Origin of the sequence: Candidatus Poriferisodalis sp., assembly GCF_965208555.1 — a bacterium.
In the GTDB taxonomy this organism is placed as follows: domain Bacteria; phylum Actinomycetota; class Acidimicrobiia; order Acidimicrobiales; family Poriferisodalaceae; genus Poriferisodalis.
This window is the reverse complement of sequence record NZ_OZ242342.1, coordinates 1,921,849-1,937,571: the sequence shown is the minus strand read 5'-3', so window position 1 is coordinate 1,937,571 and position 15,723 is coordinate 1,921,849. Positions and strand designations below refer to the sequence as shown.

The window sequence follows — 15,723 nt, the reverse complement described above, 5'->3', positions numbered from 1 at the left end:
GGGTAGTTCGCTGTTCTCACGGCTTCGATCTCCAATCGGCGGGTCCGATCGACGAGTTCTCGATCAAGGAACCGTGACAATGGCCGGAGCCGACATCGGGCCCGAGAGCGTCCCGCTGACCGCCTGAACTCGATAGGTGTAGGTAACGCCGGGCTGCAGACTGCGGTCGAAATAGGCGTTGCCGCCGACTTGAGCGACTTCCTGCTCTGCGCCGCCAGTTGCCATCCGCAGTACGCGGTGTGCAGCCGTCGTGCGACCCGTAGCGGGCGCGTTCCAACCACGCCAAACCGAATTACCGGCTGCCGATCCGCCGAGGCCTGTCACCGGTCCCACGGCTACCGGCGGCGCCGTGGCCGCGGTCGGCGGCGACAGACACCGCTATCGAGGCGAGCGGGGTTCTTCCCCAAACTATGCCCTGCCTCGACAGTCAGGCCGTGTCAAGAACGAAGGCGCTATCGGGTTGCTGCCTCCGCCGTCGCGCGCCTGCGCTTACCCCACTCGTAAACAGAACCGGCCATCGCGAAGGCACATATGAGAGAGACGGCATGCCATCCGGAGAGCGTGGTCAGACGCCCGATGAGAAAGCCCAGCAGGACCCAAGCCTGCATCCGCCAGAAGTGCCTGCGCTCATTCTGCAACGGATCCAACTTTCCGTCGGTGGCCCCTATGTCTGCAGAGTACTTCACTGCGTTTACGGCTCACTTCTGCGGTTGGGAAGCTGCCCGGGCTCGCTCATCGGGTGGCTCCATGCGTTCCGTCGTCGGATGAGGCTACTAAGCCGGTCCCAGTCGGCCCGTTCTGTATGCCGCTACAGCTCGGGTTCGGCAGCGCTCGACCCCAGAGGTTCCATATGACCGGCAGATGATCAAGGAATCGTGACGTTGGTCGATGCGGATACCGGTCCAGCGAGCGTACCGCTGATCGCCTGAATTCGATAAGTGTAGGTCACGCCAGATTGCACGTTGCTGTCGAAGTAGGCGTTGCCGCCGACTCGGGCAACTTCCTGCTCATTGCCACCCAATGCGGTCCTCAGGACGCGGTACGCGGTCGGCGCGGGGCCCGTAGTGGGTGCGTTCCAGCCAAGCCAGACCGAATTGCCGTCTGCCGACCCGCCCAGGCCCGTCACCGACCCCACCGCAACCGGCGGCGCGGTGGTAGGCGGCGAATCGGCTTCGCTGTTCGTATCGCCGTTATCCACACCGCCTTGTTGGTCATCGCTGTCGCCATCGGCGGGCTCGGTCTGAGTAGTCGTGTCCGGCGTTTGGACAGGCCTCACCGTTTGCTCCGTCGTCTCGTCATCGAGCTCCGGCTGTGGAGGCACATTCGACTGCTGGCTGCCCTGTTGGTTCGAGTCGCCGTGCTCGGAATCTGGATCGCTCTCGTCAATCTCCAGGGCCGTGATGGCCGCTTCGCAGCCGAGTCCGCCTACGACGGCCTTCCAGCCGGGAACCTTCGCAGCCTTGCCCTTGGTCTTGATGAATGCAGCAACCACAGCTGCACATGCGAGGTAGTCGTTGGCAGCGTCTAGGTAGGGCTCCACGTGCTCGAAGCCGGGGATTTCGTAGTTCCACGCCTTCTTGATCGCCTCGCGAAGCTCGTCATATGCCACCTCGGTTGCCTGACGTTCGCCTTCTGCGGCATCCGCGTGGCTCTCCACCACTCTTCTGAGCAAGTTCCCGAGTGCTTCGAGTACGTCGGTCCGTTCCCCGCACCCGTCAGGCGCTGGGGTGATGCTAGGGCTCCCATCGGGGTCGAGATTGTGGAGCGCATCGCGCGTGCTGTCTAGCCACGCAACGCACGGGTCCTCCGCCGAGTGCTCACCTTCTTCGCTGACTCCTTCGTCGCCTTCGCCTGCTTCCCCGGTCTCATCGTCGTCGGCTGCTGGTTCGGCGTCGGACCCTGCGGGTGAGTCTTCGGCTCTGGAGTCGCAGTTGCCGCTGACGAACGTGCCGCTGGGGCAGCTGTCGTCGTCGCCTTCTTCGCCGTCAAGCTCTTCGCTCTCGGCTGCTTCTTCGTCGGTTTCTGATTCGTCGTTCTCGGGATCGGGTCGAGGTGAGGTGTCAGGCGGCGGCGAATAGTGATTCGGGGGCTGCACCGGCGGACGGGGCGAGGTGTCGGGCGGCGGCGAATAGTGGTTCGGCACCTGCAGCGGCGTCGTATCGGGCGGTGAGGTGTCTGATGGCGGTGGAATTGTCGGCACTGGTTGTGTTGTTGGTGGTGGTTGCGTCGTGCTCGGCGGCTGCGTGGTGGTTGGCGAAGTGTCGGGCGGCGGCGAGTAGTGGTTGGGCGGGTGCACGTGCGACACCGGCACCTGCCGGCAGTTGAAGCTCTGACCCGAGATGGGGTCGTAGTCGCAGCGCTGCGCGGTCTGCCGGTGCGCGGACGCGGGCTGCGCGATCACAGCCAGCGCCGGCATGGCAATGAGCAGCGCCAGGAGCGCAGCTGTAAGCCGTCGTATTGCTGAGGTTGATATTCCAGTAGGCATCGCTGGAACCGGTCCTTTCTGTCGAGGAACGGTTCGTTTCATCGACAGAAAGGACGGCCCAAAACGGGCTCGATGTCAGATACTCGGCTGGGTCGCGTCGAGGAAGGGTCGAGCCCCGGATACTCAGCAGGTATGCGGGTCTGCGGCCGCGATGAGCGCTGTCAACGGCGAAGAGGCGTTGAGCTCAGAGATTGGCTTGACAGGCTCAGCAGGGCTGTCTACAATACGAACGTTTGTTAGACAGCAAAATACACTCTTGACCTGCAGGTTTGGAATAGCAACCAATCACGAACGTCCGTCAGGATTAGGGCAGGCTCATGAGGCGACCTAGCACGGGCTGTGACTAGGCACCCGGGCGCAGCGGTCGTTCATCCGGGTCCCGAATATCGCTCGCATGCATGCGCTTGTTGCGCAGAACTCGGCTGTAGGCAAGAGCTGCAACAGCGCCGGGTACCCAGAACGCGAGGAACCACAATGGGTGTGCATCGGTGATCTCGATGAGTATCCATCCGGCCCCAATGCTGAGGGCGACAGCGAGCGCTGTGCGTCGCTCGGAGGCGGTGCGGTGGGGCTGCATCAGGCTCATCGGCGACAAAACGTATCGAATCACTACTGAACACTTGGCCAGCTGAAGGGAGGGAGCTTGGTTACGGCCGGACAATGAGCGTCCAAACGACAACGCGATATTGCTGAGGGTCAGCCTGTGCCGGCAGGGGGCGAATCGGCTTCGGGAGTGAGCGGGAGGCGGAGTTCGACGGTGGTGCCGGGGCCATCGGTGTCAATGACGGACGCAGAGCCGTCGTGGCTGCGAGCGACGTAATCGACGATGGACAGCCCGAGGCCGGAGCCGGGCTGAGAACGTGCCTCGGGAGCTCGGTAGAACCGTTCGAAGACCGTCTCGCGCAGCTCCGCGGGGATGCCGGGCCCGTGGTCGCGCACTCGGACGCGAGCCTCCCGGTCGGTCCCAGCAACGCTGACCTCGATGGGTTCGCCGGGCGGGGACCACTTCACCGCGTTGTCAACGAGATTGCCGATCGCTCGCTCGACCAGCGCCGTGTTCACGACCACATCGCACGGCTCGAAAACGGTCACAAAATCCGTCTCGGTGCGGCGGCGGTGCCGATCCACGACCGCTGCCGCCAACTCGGCCAGATCGACTGGCGCCGGCTCGCCCAGCGCCCGCCGGTCCGTGGCCAGCTCGACGAGCTCGGCTGCCAGCTCGGTGAGCTGATCCAGCTCGAACTGCACATCGTCGAGCATCCGACGCCGTTCGTCTGCATCGAGGATCGCGGGGGTCTCATCGGCTTCGGATCGGGCCAGCAGCTCGATGTTGGTGCGGATGCTGGTGAGCGGCGTTCGCAGCTCGTGACCCGCGTCCGTGATCAACCGATGCTGCTGGTCGCGCGACAGTGCCAAGGCCTCCAGCATCGCGTTGAAGCTGCGCGCCAGCTCGCCCAGCTCGTCGTCACCTTCAATCTCGATGGGCTGGTCCAGGTCTTGGGTCTGTGCGACGTTCCGCGCCGCATCGGTGAGCCGCCGGACCGGTCGTATGGCACGGCCTGCCACCAGGAATCCCAACAGTCCGGCCCCTGCGACGCCGATGGCGGCGACGACCGCCAGTGCGTTGCGCAAGCCCGCCACATTCGCATCGACCTCGTCGAGCGGGCTCGCAACCATCAGCGCGCCGCCGGCAGCGACCGGCACGGTGAGCACTCGCAGGCGAACACCGTCTGCCGACACATCAGTTCGATTCAGGCGAGACCGGCCGTGCGCCACGGCAAGATCGGCGGGCGACACGGGCAGCGCTTCGTCAGACGCGTAGACCACCACTCCGTTCGAGGCCACGATCTGGGCGAGCACATCCCGGGGAACGAATCGTCCGAAGAACTGCACGCCACGGCGTTCGGGCAGGCGGCCGCCGCTCGCGACCAGAACGGCGACGCGGTCGTCCAGCTTGCGGTCGAGCGCGGAGCGGGCCTCGGCTCGGGCAATCCAGAGCGCGACTCCCGAGACGGCCAACACCGCGACAGCAACCGAGGCCGCCACCAGCAGCCCGAGCCGGGTGCGAAAGCTCATGCGGGTCGGAGCACGTAGCCGACGCCTCGAACGGTCCGGATGGGGCTGTGACCGTCGCTGCCCGCAGCCGCCGCGGCCAGCTTGCGTCGCAGGTAGCCGACGTAGACCTCCAATGAGTTCGACGCCAGCGATGCGTCGTAGCCCCACACCGTGTCGTAGATCTCGTCGCGCCCCAGGACGCGACCGGGGTTGCGCAGGAACAGCTCCAGCAGCCGGTGCTCGGTGTGGGTCAGCGTCACGGGCTCACCGGCGCAGGTCACCTCGTAGCTGGCGGTGTCAAGCGTGATGCCGGCGCACGCGAGCCGCTCGCCCCCGTCGGCGGCTTCGCTCCCTGCACCCCGGCGCAGCAGCGCCCGCAGCCGAGCCAGCAGCTCGTCGAGCGCAAATGGCTTCGACAGGTAGTCGTCCGCGCCGGCATCAAGACCTTCCACCCGGTCGGCAGTGGCGCCCCGGGCCGTCAGCAGCAGGATCGGCAAGCGGCTCCCGCCGGCACGCAGGCGGCGGCACAGCTCGAAGCCGCCCAGGTTCGGCATGGTGGCATCCAGCACCATCACGTCCGCTTGCGTGGCAAGCGCCTCGCCCTCGAGACCGTCGCTGCCTTCGAGCACGTCATAGCCCTCGAGCTGCAAGGCGCGTCGCAAGGCCGCTCGGATGCGCTGGTCATCGTCGACGACCGCGATGCGGGCGCTCATGGACTCATTGTGCGCTGTGTTCGATGAGAAACCGATGAGAACGCGCCGTCAGCTCGCGGCGGGGCTGCGGCGGCGCAGGTGCGGGATGGTGAGCGCCGAGCAGGCGTTGCGCTCAGACTCGTAGCTGAGCGCCCGCACAGCATCGGCGATGTCCCACCAGGCCACCTCGTCAACCTCGCTCGGGTCGCCCGCGAGACGCTTGGGCAGCTTCGTCGGCACCATCAAATAGAAGAGCACCAGCTTGGGCACGTCGTCGCGGATCAGGTAGCTGACCGGGTACGGGGCAGACGTGATCGCGCACCGCACCCCGGTCTCCTCGCGCACCTCACGCAGTGCCGCCTCTTCCCACGTCTCGCCCCGGTCGAGGTGGCCTTTGGGCAACGTCCAGTCGTCATAGCGGGGCCGGTGAACGACCAGCACCGAGCCGTCATGGCAGACCACGCCGCCCGCCGCTCGGTCGACCGGAGCGTTGACATAGCGGCCCCGCTCGGCGTGGCGGCGGCGAGTCTTCGTTGTGACCTGCACAGCAGCAGCCCGGGCCGACTTCTTGCGGCCCTTCTTCGATGACTTGGCCCCGTCGGATGCCACGGTTCGTGTCTAGCGTGTCCACGCTGGCCGGAACGCACATCTCGGGGGTCCGCCAGACCGACAGCGAGGAGACAGCATGGACTTGGGGATTTGCATCGCATCGCACATCGGCGATCTCGACTACGTCGAGCGTGCCGAGGAGCTCGGCTACACGCATGCCTGGTTCGCCGACAGCCACATGCTGTGGTCGGACTGCTACGCCACCTTGGCGCTCGCTGCCGAGCGCACCAGCACCATCCAGCTCGGCACCGGCGTCTCGGTGTCGGGGACGCGGCCCGCGCCGGTCACCGCCGCGTCGATCGCCACGATCAACGCGCTCGCGCCCGGGCGGACGTTTCTCGGCATCGGCACCGGCAACACGGCGATGCGGATCATGGGGCACAAGCCGCAGCGCATCGCCGAGTTCGACCACTACCTCGCGGCGCTGCGCCCGCTGCTGCGCGGCGACGAAGCCGTGCACCACTTCGGCGGCAGCGCTCAGCCGATCCGTCACATCATGCCCGACGCCGGCTTTGTCAATTTCGACGATCCGATCCCGCTGTACGTGTCGGGCTTCGGGCCGCGCTCGCTGGGACTGGCCGGCCGTTACGGCGACGGCGCGGTGCTGTCGGTGCCGCCTGACGGCTCCGCGACGGCCCGCGTGTGGGAATACATCGAAGCCGGCGCTGCCGAAGCCGGCCGCACCATCGACCGCGGCGACTACCTGATGTGCTCGCTGACGACGATCGTGATCCTCGATGACGGCGAGACGCTGGCGAGCCAGCGCGAGCGGGTGCACCACGAGGCGGGCGCCTTCGCCATGGCGTCGCTGCACTACTCCTACGACCAGTACCGGCAGTTCGGCCGATCGCCCGGAGCTCGCCTGGAGGCGGTCTGGGACGAGTACTGCGCCATGCTCGACGACACCGACCCCGAGCGCATCCACCAGCGCATCCATGCCGGCCACAACTGCTGGGTGCTGCCAGAGGAGGCTCGGTTTCTCAACGACGAACTCATCGATGCAACCTGCATCGTGGGCACTGCCGACCAAGTCGTCGAGCGGTTGGCAGCCCTGGGCGAGCGAGGGCTCGACCAGATCATGATTCTGCCCAACTTCGACCCCCGCTACGAGGTGCTCGAACGCGTCGGCCGCGAGATCATCCCCCAGCTCCGAGGCTGAGCTGAGTGGGTCAGCACGGGACCGGTCGCTAGCCTTGTGCGCCGCTGTCGAGCCCACGCACCGGAGCTGTCGGGTATGAGCAACATCTGCCAAGTCACCGGCCGCCGGCCGCATTCGGGCTTCAACGTGTCCCACTCGCACCGGCGCACCAAGCGCTGGTTCAAGCCCAACATCCAGCGGAAGCGATTCTGGGTGCCCAATGAAGGGCGCTGGGTGACGCTGACCGTCAGCGCCAAGGGCATCAAGACCATCAACAAGCGCGGCATCGAATCGGTGGTAGCCGAGCTGCGCGGTCGCGGGGAGAAAGTCTGATGCCCAAGAGCGACAAGCGTCCCGTCATCAAGCTGAAGTCCACCGAGGGCACCGGCTACACGTACTCGACTCGCAAGAACAAGACGAATACCCGCGACCGGATCGAGCTGCGCAAGTACGACCCGGTGCTGCGCCGGCACGTCATCTTCCGCGAAGAACGCTGACCAACGCCGCCGTCGAGGGGCCTGTCTGAACGCGGCATGACCACGGCGCGGCCTGCTCGCCTGAGCCTGCGGGCGGCGCGCCGGCTCGCCATCGGCGCCCAAGGGCTTGCCGCGCCGCTGCCGGCCGGGCGGCTGGACGTCCGGCATCTGCGACGGGCCATGGACTGCATGGGTCTGCTGCAGATCGACGCCGTCAACGTGCTGGCGCGCTCGCACCTGCTGGTGCTGCGAGCCCGGGTGGGCGGCACTCACGACACCGTGCTGGGGTTGCTCGAGCGCGCGGCGTACGCCCGCCGGGCGTCCGAGCGGGAGCTGACCGAGTACTGGGGTCACGAGGCATCGTTCGTCCGCGTGGCCGACTGGCCGCTGTTCGGCTGGCGGATGCGGCGAGGCGCTGCCGGCGACATGTGGAGCGGGTATGCGCGCTTCGGGCAGGCCAACCAGTCCAAGATCGCTGCGGCGCTCGACTGGATGAGCGCCAACGGTCCCGCATCCACTGCCGAGCTGGATGCCGCGATGGAATGGGGTCCTGGCGTGCGCGGGCCCTGGGGGACGCGCAGCAACGGGAAGCTGGCGCTGGCGTGGCTGTTCTGGGCGGGTCGCGTCGGCGTTGCCGATCGCACCGGCTTCGTGCGCCGCTACGACATCATCGAACGGGTGCTGCCTGCTGACGTGGTCGAGGCGGTGGTGGACGAACCCGACGCGCACCGGGCGTTGCTGGCAGACGCCGCTCGATGTCTTGGTGTCGCCACCGCCGACGATCTCATCGACTATCACCGCCTGCCGAAGCGCATCGCGCCCGCACGCATCGCAGAGCTGGTTGATGACGACCAGCTCCGGGAGGTCGCCGTGGAGGGTTGGGACCGGCCGGGGTATGTCCCCGCCGGCCAGCGCGCTGCGCGGCGACGGTCACGATCAGCGCTGCTGAGCCCATTCGACCCGCTGGTCTGGCACCGGCCGCGCGCAGAGCGACTCTTCGGCTTCCACTACCGCATCGAGATATACACGCCCAAGGCCAAGCGCCAGTACGGCTACTTCGTGCTGCCGTTCCTGCACGACGATGAGCTGGTGGCGCGCCTGGATGTGCGCTTCGACCGGGAGCGCAAGATGCTCGAAGTGCCGGCTTCGTGGGCGGAACCGGGGTCGTGGCCCAGCGGTACCGCGGCCTCCGCGCACGCGCTGGAAGCCTTGGCAGCGGAGCTGCACGCGCTGTCGGCGTGGTGCGGCGGCGAGGGAGTCTCGGTGCTGTCTCGTGGCGATCTTGCCGGCCGCCTGCGTGCTGCGGTCACCGGCGCTGATTGCTGATCGAGGTGGCTATCGTTGCTGCTCTTGCGTGGACGGCTTCGGTCGCGAGATTCGACGCAAGGCAAACAGCAAACAACTGGTCCCGTGGTGAAGTCTGGAGTTCACGCTGGCCTGTCAAGCCAGAGGTCGCGGGTTCAAATCCCGTCGGGACCGCGGTCGGGTAGCTCAGTTGGCAGAGCGCGCGCCTGAAAAGCGTGAGGTCACCGGATCGACGCCGGTCCCGACCACGAGCACAGCGGCCTCGAAGGCTTCGCCCTCGGCCGCGAACTTAAGGGTGCAGGCACAGTTGCCATAGCTGCAGAGGCGGCAGGATTCTCTGCGACGTTGCGACCTGCTGGATCGCTGGTCGCAGAGAATCCTGCCGCCTCTGCAGCGGGCGCACGTTCTCGGCTAGCGGGTGACTTGGTCTTGGCGGGCAGCTGTTGCCACTGCCGATGCGACTGCGGGGACTACTGAGCGGTCGAAGGCTGTGGGGATGACCAGGTCGGGGCTGAGGTCGTCGCTGGAGACGCCTGCGGCGATGGCCTCGGCGGCTGCAATCTTCATGTTCTCGGTGATGTCGGTGGCGCCCGCGTCGAACGCGCCGCGGAAGATGCCGGGGAACGCCAGCACGTTGTTGATCTGGTTCGGGTAGTCGCTGCGGCCGGTGGCCACCACGGCGGCGATGTCGCCGATGTCTTCGGGCAAGATCTCGGGGTCGGGATTCGCCATGGCGAACACGATCGGCCGCTCCGCCATCGTCGCCACATCATCGCGGGTGATGAGGCCGGGCCCGCTGAGACCGAGGAACACATCCGCGCCGGCCATGGCATCGGACACCGAACCGGCGATGCGCTCGGTGTTGGTGTTGGCCGCCAGCCATTCCTTGGCGTGATTCAGCTCGCTGCGCCCCGGATGGATCGTGCCCCTGCGGTCGCAGGCAATCACGTCGCCGATGCCGGCGCCCAGCAGGATCTTGGCGGTCGCGACGCCGGCGGCACCCGCGCCCAGGATGACGCAGCGCAGATTTGCCAGCTCCTTGCCCACGATTCGCGCCGAGTTCTCGAGCGCAGCCAGCGCGACCACGGCGGTGCCGTGCTGGTCATCGTGGAACACGGGGATGTCGAGCGCTGCGCGCAGCGCCTCCTCGACCTCGAACGCCCCGGGCGCCGCGATGTCCTCCAGGTTGATGCCGCCGAACGTGGGTGCCAGCCGGATGACCGTCTCGACTATCTCGCCGGGTTCGTTGACATCGAGGCAGATCGGGAAAGCATCCACGCCGGCGAACTCCTTGAAGAGCAGCGCCTTGCCCTCCATGACCGGCATCGCAGCCGCCGGGCCGATGTCGCCGAGGCCCAGCACTGCCGTGCCGTCGCTGACAATGGCGACCGTGTTGCCCTTGATGGTCAGGTCGTGGACCCGTTCTGGCTCGTCGGCGATTGCCCGGCACACACGAGCCACGCCCGGCGTATAGGCCATGGACAGGTCATCGGCATTGCGCAGCGGGATGCGGGTGACCGTCTCGAGCTTGCCGCCGGCATGCAATTCGAACGTGCGATCAAGCGCAGCAATGACCGTGATGCCTTCGAGCCCGTTGACCGCCTCGCAGATCCGGACGATGTGCTGCTCGCTGGACGCGTCCACCACGATGTGCTGGCGCAGGGAGCCCTGGGTGATGGTGAAGCCGTCGAGGCTCTGGATGTTGCCGCCTACGTCGCCGATCGCCGTGCACAGCCGGCCGAGCGTGCCGGGCTGGTGAGCCAGCTCGACCTCGAGCGTGGCGGAATAGGCAGCGGTGGGTCGCGACCCCGCGGTGGCAGTCATCGGTGCTCCTGGCGCGCCTGGGGCGCTGTCCGGACAATGGGCAGGCAGGGTATTGGGCTGGACCCGCCGATTTGGGTCTAGTTGCCCGCTTCGACCAGGCGGGCGGTGCCTGTGCCAGGGCGGGTCTCACCGATCACCCACGCGTCGTGTCCGGCTGCGTGAGCCGAATCGACCGCACTGACGGCAGACGAGGCCGGGACGGCCACCACCATGCCGATGCCGAGGTTGAAGACGCGTTCCATCTCGTCGGGCGTGACCGGACCAGCGTCGGCGATGCGCTCGAAGATTCTGGGCACCGGCCAGGATCCGCGCCGCAGCACCGCATCGACCTCCGGGCCGAGCATGCGGGCCACGTTCGCGGCCAGTCCCCCACCGGTGATGTGCGCAGCCCCCAGAGCACCGCATTCGGAGAAAAGCTCGAGCACCGCAGGGGTGTAGATGACCGACGGTCGCAGCATCTCGTCGCCCAGCGAATGATCGGCACCCGGCCAGGCCGGCGACCCGAGCGGGTTGTCATCGGATGCGCCAGTGAGCAGAACCCGGCGAGCGAGGCTGTAGCCGTTGCATCGAAGTCCGCCTGACGCCAGACCCACGAGCGCCGCGTCGCCAGCGGTGACCGAGCCTCGCAACCGCGCTCGTTCTGTCACCCCCACGGCAAAGCCGGCGATGTCATAGTCGCCGGGCGCGAGCGCGTCGGGGTGTTCGGCCAACTCGCCGCCCACGAGCGCGCAACCGGCCATGCGGCAGCCGGCGGCCAAGCCTTCCACGATCGCCTCGACGACGTCGGCATCGAGACGTCCTGCAGTGATCTGATCGTGGAACAGCAGCGGCTGCGCACCGAGCGTGACGATGTCGTCGACGCACATGGCCACCACGTCGATCCCGATCGTGTCCCATCGGCCGAGTGCTGCGGCAATGAGGGGCTTCGTGCCCGCGCCGTCGTTCGCGCTGACCAGCACCGGGTCGGTGAGACCGTCGGGCACCGCGGTGACTGCTCCGAATGCTCCGATGTCGCTCAGCACCTCGGGCCGGTACGTGCTGCGAGCGTGGGGCGTCAGGCGCCGGACGGCCTCGTCGCCCGCGGCGATGTTCACCCCAGCCGCTTCGTAGGTGAGCGGTGTTGGATCGCTCGCCACCGGTGTCACCCTGCGATGGGTTCAGCGACGGCAGCCGGCTGCACGCTGCCCGTCGCGATCAGCGAGCGATTCGGCTCGTCGGCGTCGCTGCCGAAGACTTCGGTCCGCGCTCGGTCGCCGATCTCCACCGGATACTCACCGGTCAGGCATGCATGACAGAAGCCCCCGCCGGGCACACCGGTGGCCTCGATGAGCTGATCGAGGCTCAGGTACGCCAGCGAATCGACGCCCAGGTACGCCTCGATCTCTGCCAGATCGCGATTCGCGGCAAGCAGTTCGCCGGAAGTGCCCGTGTCCATGCCGTAGAAGCACGGCCAGCGGTACGGAGGTGAGGAGATACGCAGGTGCACCTCGGCAGCGCCGGCGCCGCGCAGCATGTCGACAATCGACCGGGTAGTGGTGCCCCGCACAATCGAATCGTCGACCACCACGAGCCGGCGGCCGTCGATGTTGGAGCTGATCGCATTCAGCTTGGTGCGCACACCCAAGGAACGGACGTGCTGGTTCGGCGCGATGAACGTGCGCCCGATGTAGCGATTCTTGACCAGCCCGTCGCCGTAGGAGATGCCGCTGGCGCGGGCATAGCCCTGCGCAGCCGGTATGCCCGACTCGGGAACGGGCATCACCAGGTCGGCATCGACTGGTGCATTGGTGGCCAGATGCGCGCCCATGCGCTGGCGGGCTGCGTGCACGTTCTGGCCCGCCAAGGTGGTGTCCGGGCGCGAGAAATACACGAATTCGAAGATGCACAGGTGCGGGGACAGCCCGTCGCCGCTTGCCGGTCTGCTCGCGAACGGCCACAACGAGCGGCACCCGGCTGCGTCGATGACGATCATCTCGCCCGGCCGGATCTCGCGTTCGAATGTCGCGCCGACGACCTCCAGCGCCGGGTTCTCCGATGCCAGCACCCAACCGCCGCTGGGCTGGCTGCTCTCGTGGGCACCGGCTGCGTGCTCATCGACCCCGTCCTCATCGACACTGAGGCGGCCGAGACACAGCGGCCAGATGCCGTGCGGATCACGAACCCCGATCAGGCGATCCCGGTCGGCGACCACGAACGTGAAGCCGCCACGAAGGCTCGGCAGCACCGCCGCCAGCGCCTCGGTCACGGCCTCGCGCGGGCGGGTGCGTGTGATCTGCGGCGTGGCAGTAACGCGCTGGGCGACCAGTTCGGCGACCAGATCGCTGTCGCTGGTGACCATCCCGTCGAGCATTCCCGAAGCAGCCGCGAGCTCGGCGGTGTTGGTGAGATTCCCGTTGTGACCGAGCGCGAACTCCGTGCCGTCGAGGCCTCGGTAGAACGGCTGCGCCGCACGCCACGAGCTCGACCCCGTCGTGGAGTACCGGGTGTGCCCGATGGCGAGATCGCCTTCGAGTCCTGCGAGCACCCGGTCGTCGAACGCGCTGGCGACCAGGCCCATGTCCTTGACGACCGTGATGTGGGTGCGGTCGGACACGGCGATGCCGGCTGATTCCTGCCCCCGGTGCTGCAGCGCGTACAGCCCGAGATAGCTCAGGTGGGCCACTGGGCCGCCCGGCATGTACACGCCGAAGACGCCGCAGGCTTCGCGCGGCTTGCGGAAGTCCACGCCGCCGTCGGGGACGTCTGCCACACCGGGGCCGCTCATGCCGCCGTCCCGTCGGCTGGTTGTGCGAACGAGTCAGGCAACGCACCGCTCCACCGCGCCAGCACGTCGTCGAACGCCAGGTCGATGTCGAGGTCGGGTTCGGTGACGCGGCCGATCTGCACCCTCGACCCGCCGAACGTTCCGAGCCGGTGGCTCGCGAGTCCTGCCGCCGAGGCTGCGCTGGCAAGCCGCTCGACATCGTCTGAGTCGACCGCCGCCAAGACGCGGCCCGGCGGCTCGGCGAACAGTGCCCGTTGCGCCGGTGCGGGTTCGCCGAGCGACGGCACGCGCGCGTGTGCGCCCGCACCGCCGTGGCAGCACATTTCCGCGATGGCCGCAGCGATGCCGCCGTCGGAGACATCGTGCGCACACCGGACGCGGCCCTCGCGCACGGCTGCGGCCACGAACCGGGCGGTTGCGACGCTGCCGGCGAGGTCGAGCTCGGGCAACGTTCCGTCACGGCAGCGGCGGCGTTCCCATGCCCAGCGGCTGCCTCCTAGCGCCACACGATGCGGGCCCGATGCGGCGGCACTCGCTCCGCCGTCGCCGGCGAAGCCGGGCGGAGCCAGCAGCATGAGTTCGGTTCCGGGCGGCAGCCCGTCAGCGACCGGACGCCGGACCAGATCGGGATGCAGCCCGATCATGCACACCACCGGCGTCGGGCAGATGTCGGTGCCGTTGGTCTCGTTGTAGAGGCTGACGTTGCCACCGACGACCGGCACACCCAGCGCATCACAGGCTTCAGCCATGCCGTCGATGGCTTCGGTGAGCTGCCACATGACCTCGGGATGAGTCGGGTTCCCGAAGTTGAGGCAGTTGACGATCGCAAGCGGATCCGCGCCGACGCAGGCGAGGTTCAGCGCCGCCTCGACCACCACCATCGCCGTGCCCCGGCGGGGATCGGCGTGGCACCAGCGGTGGTTGCCGTCGACTGACACCCCAAGGCCTCGACCGGTGGAGGTGCCGTTGCGAGGGTCGCGCAGTCGCAGCAGCGTCGCATCGCTGCCGGGACCGACGACCGTGTTCAGAAACAGCTGGTGGTCGTACTGCCGGTACACCCAACGCGGGTCGGCGAGCATCGCCAGCAGATCAGCAGCACAATCGCTGGGACTGCCCGCCGGAGCGCCGTCCGCCGCCGGGTCGACGCGGTGGCGCACCTGCAGATCGGCCGGCGGGCGGCGGGGGCGGTCATAGGACGGCGCGTCGTCGTGCAGTGTGCTCGCAGGCACCTCGGCGAGGATCACGCCGTCGACCCCGTCACGCACGCGCAGCATGCCGTCGTCGGTCACGCGCCCGACAACCGTGGCAGTGATCTCCCACCGCGCGCAGATCTCGAGCACCCGGTCGACGTTGGCTGACGAGACAATCGCCAGCATTCGCTCCTGAGACTCCGACGTCATGATCTCGAAGGGCTCCATGCCGCGCTGGCGCAGCGGCACGGCGCTGACATCGACCTCCATGCCGGTGCCGCCGCGTGAGGCCGTCTCGCTTGCAGCACAGGTCAGGCCCGCGCCGCCGAGGTCCTGAATCCCGCCGACAAGCCCTGCCTCCAGCAGCTCCAGGCAGGCTTCGATGAGGCGCTTTTCCTCGAAGGGATCGCCGACCTGCACGCTCGGGCGCTTGGTCGAATCGTCATCGGCCTCGTCGAAACCCGCTGACGCGAGCACGCTGACGCCGCCGATGCCGTCGCGGCCCGTGCTCGCGCCCATCAGCACGGCGGCGCTGCCCACCTCGGTCGCTCGGCCCAAGACCAGACGCTCGGTCGGCATGATCCCGAGCGCGGCCACGTTCACCAACGGGTTGTCCCGGTAGGTCTCGCACGACACGAATTCGCCCGCAACGGTGGGCACACCCACGCTGTTCCCGTAGCCGGATATGCCGCTGACAATTCCCTCGGCAATCCAGTTGCTGCGCGCCTCGTCGAGCGGCCCGACGCGCAGCGGATCTGCGAGCGCAATGGGTCGTGCTCCCATCGTGAAGATGTCGCGCAGGATGCCCCCCACCCCGGTCGCCGCACCCTGATACGGCTCAATAGCCGAGGGATGGTTGTGACTCTCGATGCGCACGGCGACGGCAATGCCGTCGCCGACGTCGACAACCCCTGCATTCTCGCCGGGACCGACGAGCACGCACGGTGCCTCGGTGGGCAAACGAGCGAGATGTCGGCGCGATGACTTATACGAACAATGCTCAGACCACATCACTGCATACATCGCGAGTTCAAGATGATTGGGCTGACGGTCCAACAACTCGCAAATGTGGCCGTATTCGTCATCTGTCAGGCCCAGAGCCGCATGAATGTCCGGCAAGTCGGGTGCGGCGAAATCGCTAGAGGTGGCAGTCACAACAATCCATATTCGGTGGAAACAGGTTCA

General features: G+C 67.5%; 14 protein-coding genes and 2 tRNA genes. 6 read left to right on the top strand and 10 right to left on the bottom strand.

Going from position 1 to position 15,723, the window contains the following annotated elements; genetic code table 11:
* Positions 1-63: 63 nt before the first annotated feature.
* The 6 genes from ACOGXE_RS08920 to ACOGXE_RS08895 form a co-directional block, all read right to left on the bottom strand.
* On the bottom strand, positions 64-225 hold the full coding sequence (locus ACOGXE_RS08920; RefSeq protein WP_419930584.1) for a hypothetical protein: 162 nt from the start codon (positions 223-225) through the stop codon (positions 64-66).
* Positions 226-865: 640 nt separating this feature from the next.
* The gene (locus tag ACOGXE_RS08915) at positions 866-2,416 is read right to left on the bottom strand and encodes a hypothetical protein (protein WP_419930583.1); all 1,551 of its coding nucleotides are present in this window, start codon (positions 2,414-2,416) and stop codon (positions 866-868) included.
* 412 nt (positions 2,417-2,828) lie between these two features.
* Positions 2,829-3,071, bottom strand: a complete 243-nt coding sequence (locus ACOGXE_RS08910) for a hypothetical protein (RefSeq protein WP_419930582.1) — start codon at positions 3,069-3,071, stop codon at positions 2,829-2,831.
* Between the two features lie 110 nt (positions 3,072-3,181).
* Positions 3,182-4,561 carry an ATP-binding protein gene (locus ACOGXE_RS08905; protein ID WP_419930581.1) on the bottom strand — a complete coding sequence of 460 codons (1,380 nt, stop codon included), beginning with the start codon at positions 4,559-4,561 and terminating at the stop codon, positions 3,182-3,184.
* The gene (locus ACOGXE_RS08900) at positions 4,558-5,253 is read right to left on the bottom strand and encodes a response regulator transcription factor (RefSeq protein WP_419930580.1); all 696 of its coding nucleotides are present in this window, start codon (positions 5,251-5,253) and stop codon (positions 4,558-4,560) included. Before ACOGXE_RS08900 ends, ACOGXE_RS08905 begins: the two co-directional genes overlap by 4 nt.
* Positions 5,254-5,301: 48 nt before the next feature.
* Complete coding sequence (locus ACOGXE_RS08895) at positions 5,302-5,841, bottom strand: NUDIX hydrolase (RefSeq protein ID WP_419930579.1); 540 nt, start codon at positions 5,839-5,841, stop codon at positions 5,302-5,304.
* 76 nt (positions 5,842-5,917) lie between these two features.
* Between ACOGXE_RS08895 and ACOGXE_RS08890 the strand changes: the two genes are divergently transcribed.
* The 6 genes from ACOGXE_RS08890 (at position 5,918) to ACOGXE_RS08865 (ending at position 9,008) form a co-directional block, all read left to right on the top strand.
* Positions 5,918-7,000, top strand: a complete 1,083-nt coding sequence (locus tag ACOGXE_RS08890) for an LLM class flavin-dependent oxidoreductase (RefSeq protein WP_419930578.1) — start codon at positions 5,918-5,920, stop codon at positions 6,998-7,000.
* 75 nt (positions 7,001-7,075) lie between these two features.
* Positions 7,076-7,312, top strand: coding sequence for a 50S ribosomal protein L28 (rpmB, locus tag ACOGXE_RS08885; protein ID WP_419930577.1), 237 nt, complete (start codon positions 7,076-7,078; stop codon positions 7,310-7,312).
* Complete coding sequence (gene rpmG, locus ACOGXE_RS08880; RefSeq protein ID WP_419930576.1) at positions 7,312-7,476, top strand: 50S ribosomal protein L33; 165 nt, start codon at positions 7,312-7,314, stop codon at positions 7,474-7,476. Before rpmB ends, rpmG begins: the two co-directional genes overlap by 1 nt.
* Before the next feature lie 36 nt (positions 7,477-7,512).
* Positions 7,513-8,781 carry a winged helix-turn-helix domain-containing protein gene (locus ACOGXE_RS08875; RefSeq protein ID WP_419930575.1) on the top strand — a complete coding sequence of 423 codons (1,269 nt, stop codon included), beginning with the start codon at positions 7,513-7,515 and terminating at the stop codon, positions 8,779-8,781.
* Positions 8,782-8,859: 78 nt separating this feature from the next.
* A tRNA-Asp gene (locus ACOGXE_RS08870) sits at positions 8,860-8,934 on the top strand.
* Between the two features lies 1 nt (position 8,935).
* A tRNA-Phe gene (locus ACOGXE_RS08865) sits at positions 8,936-9,008 on the top strand.
* A gap of 163 nt (positions 9,009-9,171) precedes the next feature.
* On the opposite strand, the gene ACOGXE_RS08860 is transcribed toward ACOGXE_RS08865, so the two are convergent.
* The 4 genes from ACOGXE_RS08860 to purL form a co-directional block, all read right to left on the bottom strand.
* Positions 9,172-10,584 carry an NAD-dependent malic enzyme gene (locus ACOGXE_RS08860; protein WP_419930574.1) on the bottom strand — a complete coding sequence of 471 codons (1,413 nt, stop codon included), beginning with the start codon at positions 10,582-10,584 and terminating at the stop codon, positions 9,172-9,174.
* A 77-nt stretch (positions 10,585-10,661) separates the two neighbouring features.
* Positions 10,662-11,720, bottom strand: coding sequence for a phosphoribosylformylglycinamidine cyclo-ligase (purM, locus tag ACOGXE_RS08855; RefSeq protein WP_419930573.1), 1,059 nt, complete (start codon positions 11,718-11,720; stop codon positions 10,662-10,664).
* A gap of 5 nt (positions 11,721-11,725) precedes the next feature.
* The gene (gene purF / locus ACOGXE_RS08850; RefSeq protein ID WP_419930572.1) at positions 11,726-13,348 is read right to left on the bottom strand and encodes an amidophosphoribosyltransferase; all 1,623 of its coding nucleotides are present in this window, start codon (positions 13,346-13,348) and stop codon (positions 11,726-11,728) included.
* The gene (gene purL / locus ACOGXE_RS08845; RefSeq protein WP_419930571.1) at positions 13,345-15,693 is read right to left on the bottom strand and encodes a phosphoribosylformylglycinamidine synthase subunit PurL; all 2,349 of its coding nucleotides are present in this window, start codon (positions 15,691-15,693) and stop codon (positions 13,345-13,347) included. The genes purF and purL overlap by 4 nt, the downstream gene beginning before the upstream one ends.
* Between the last annotated feature and the right edge of the window lie 30 nt (positions 15,694-15,723).

Coding starts and splice junctions, on each gene's coding strand:
- ACOGXE_RS08920 (WP_419930584.1), bottom strand. CDS start 225: ATGGCAACTGGCGGCGCAGAGCAGGAAGTCGCTCAAGTCGGCGGCAAC.
- ACOGXE_RS08915 (WP_419930583.1), bottom strand. CDS start 2,416: ATGCCGGCGCTGGCTGTGATCGCGCAGCCCGCGTCCGCGCACCGGCAG.
- ACOGXE_RS08910 (WP_419930582.1), bottom strand. CDS start 3,071: ATGAGCCTGATGCAGCCCCACCGCACCGCCTCCGAGCGACGCACAGCG.
- ACOGXE_RS08905 (WP_419930581.1), bottom strand. CDS start 4,561: ATGAGCTTTCGCACCCGGCTCGGGCTGCTGGTGGCGGCCTCGGTTGCT.
- ACOGXE_RS08900 (WP_419930580.1), bottom strand. CDS start 5,253: ATGAGCGCCCGCATCGCGGTCGTCGACGATGACCAGCGCATCCGAGCG.
- ACOGXE_RS08890 (WP_419930578.1), top strand. CDS start 5,918: ATGGACTTGGGGATTTGCATCGCATCGCACATCGGCGATCTCGACTAC.
- rpmB (WP_419930577.1), top strand. CDS start 7,076: ATGAGCAACATCTGCCAAGTCACCGGCCGCCGGCCGCATTCGGGCTTC.
- rpmG (WP_419930576.1), top strand. CDS start 7,312: ATGCCCAAGAGCGACAAGCGTCCCGTCATCAAGCTGAAGTCCACCGAG.
- ACOGXE_RS08875 (WP_419930575.1), top strand. CDS start 7,513: ATGACCACGGCGCGGCCTGCTCGCCTGAGCCTGCGGGCGGCGCGCCGG.
- ACOGXE_RS08860 (WP_419930574.1), bottom strand. CDS start 10,584: ATGACTGCCACCGCGGGGTCGCGACCCACCGCTGCCTATTCCGCCACG.
- purF (WP_419930572.1), bottom strand. CDS start 13,348: ATGAGCGGCCCCGGTGTGGCAGACGTCCCCGACGGCGGCGTGGACTTC.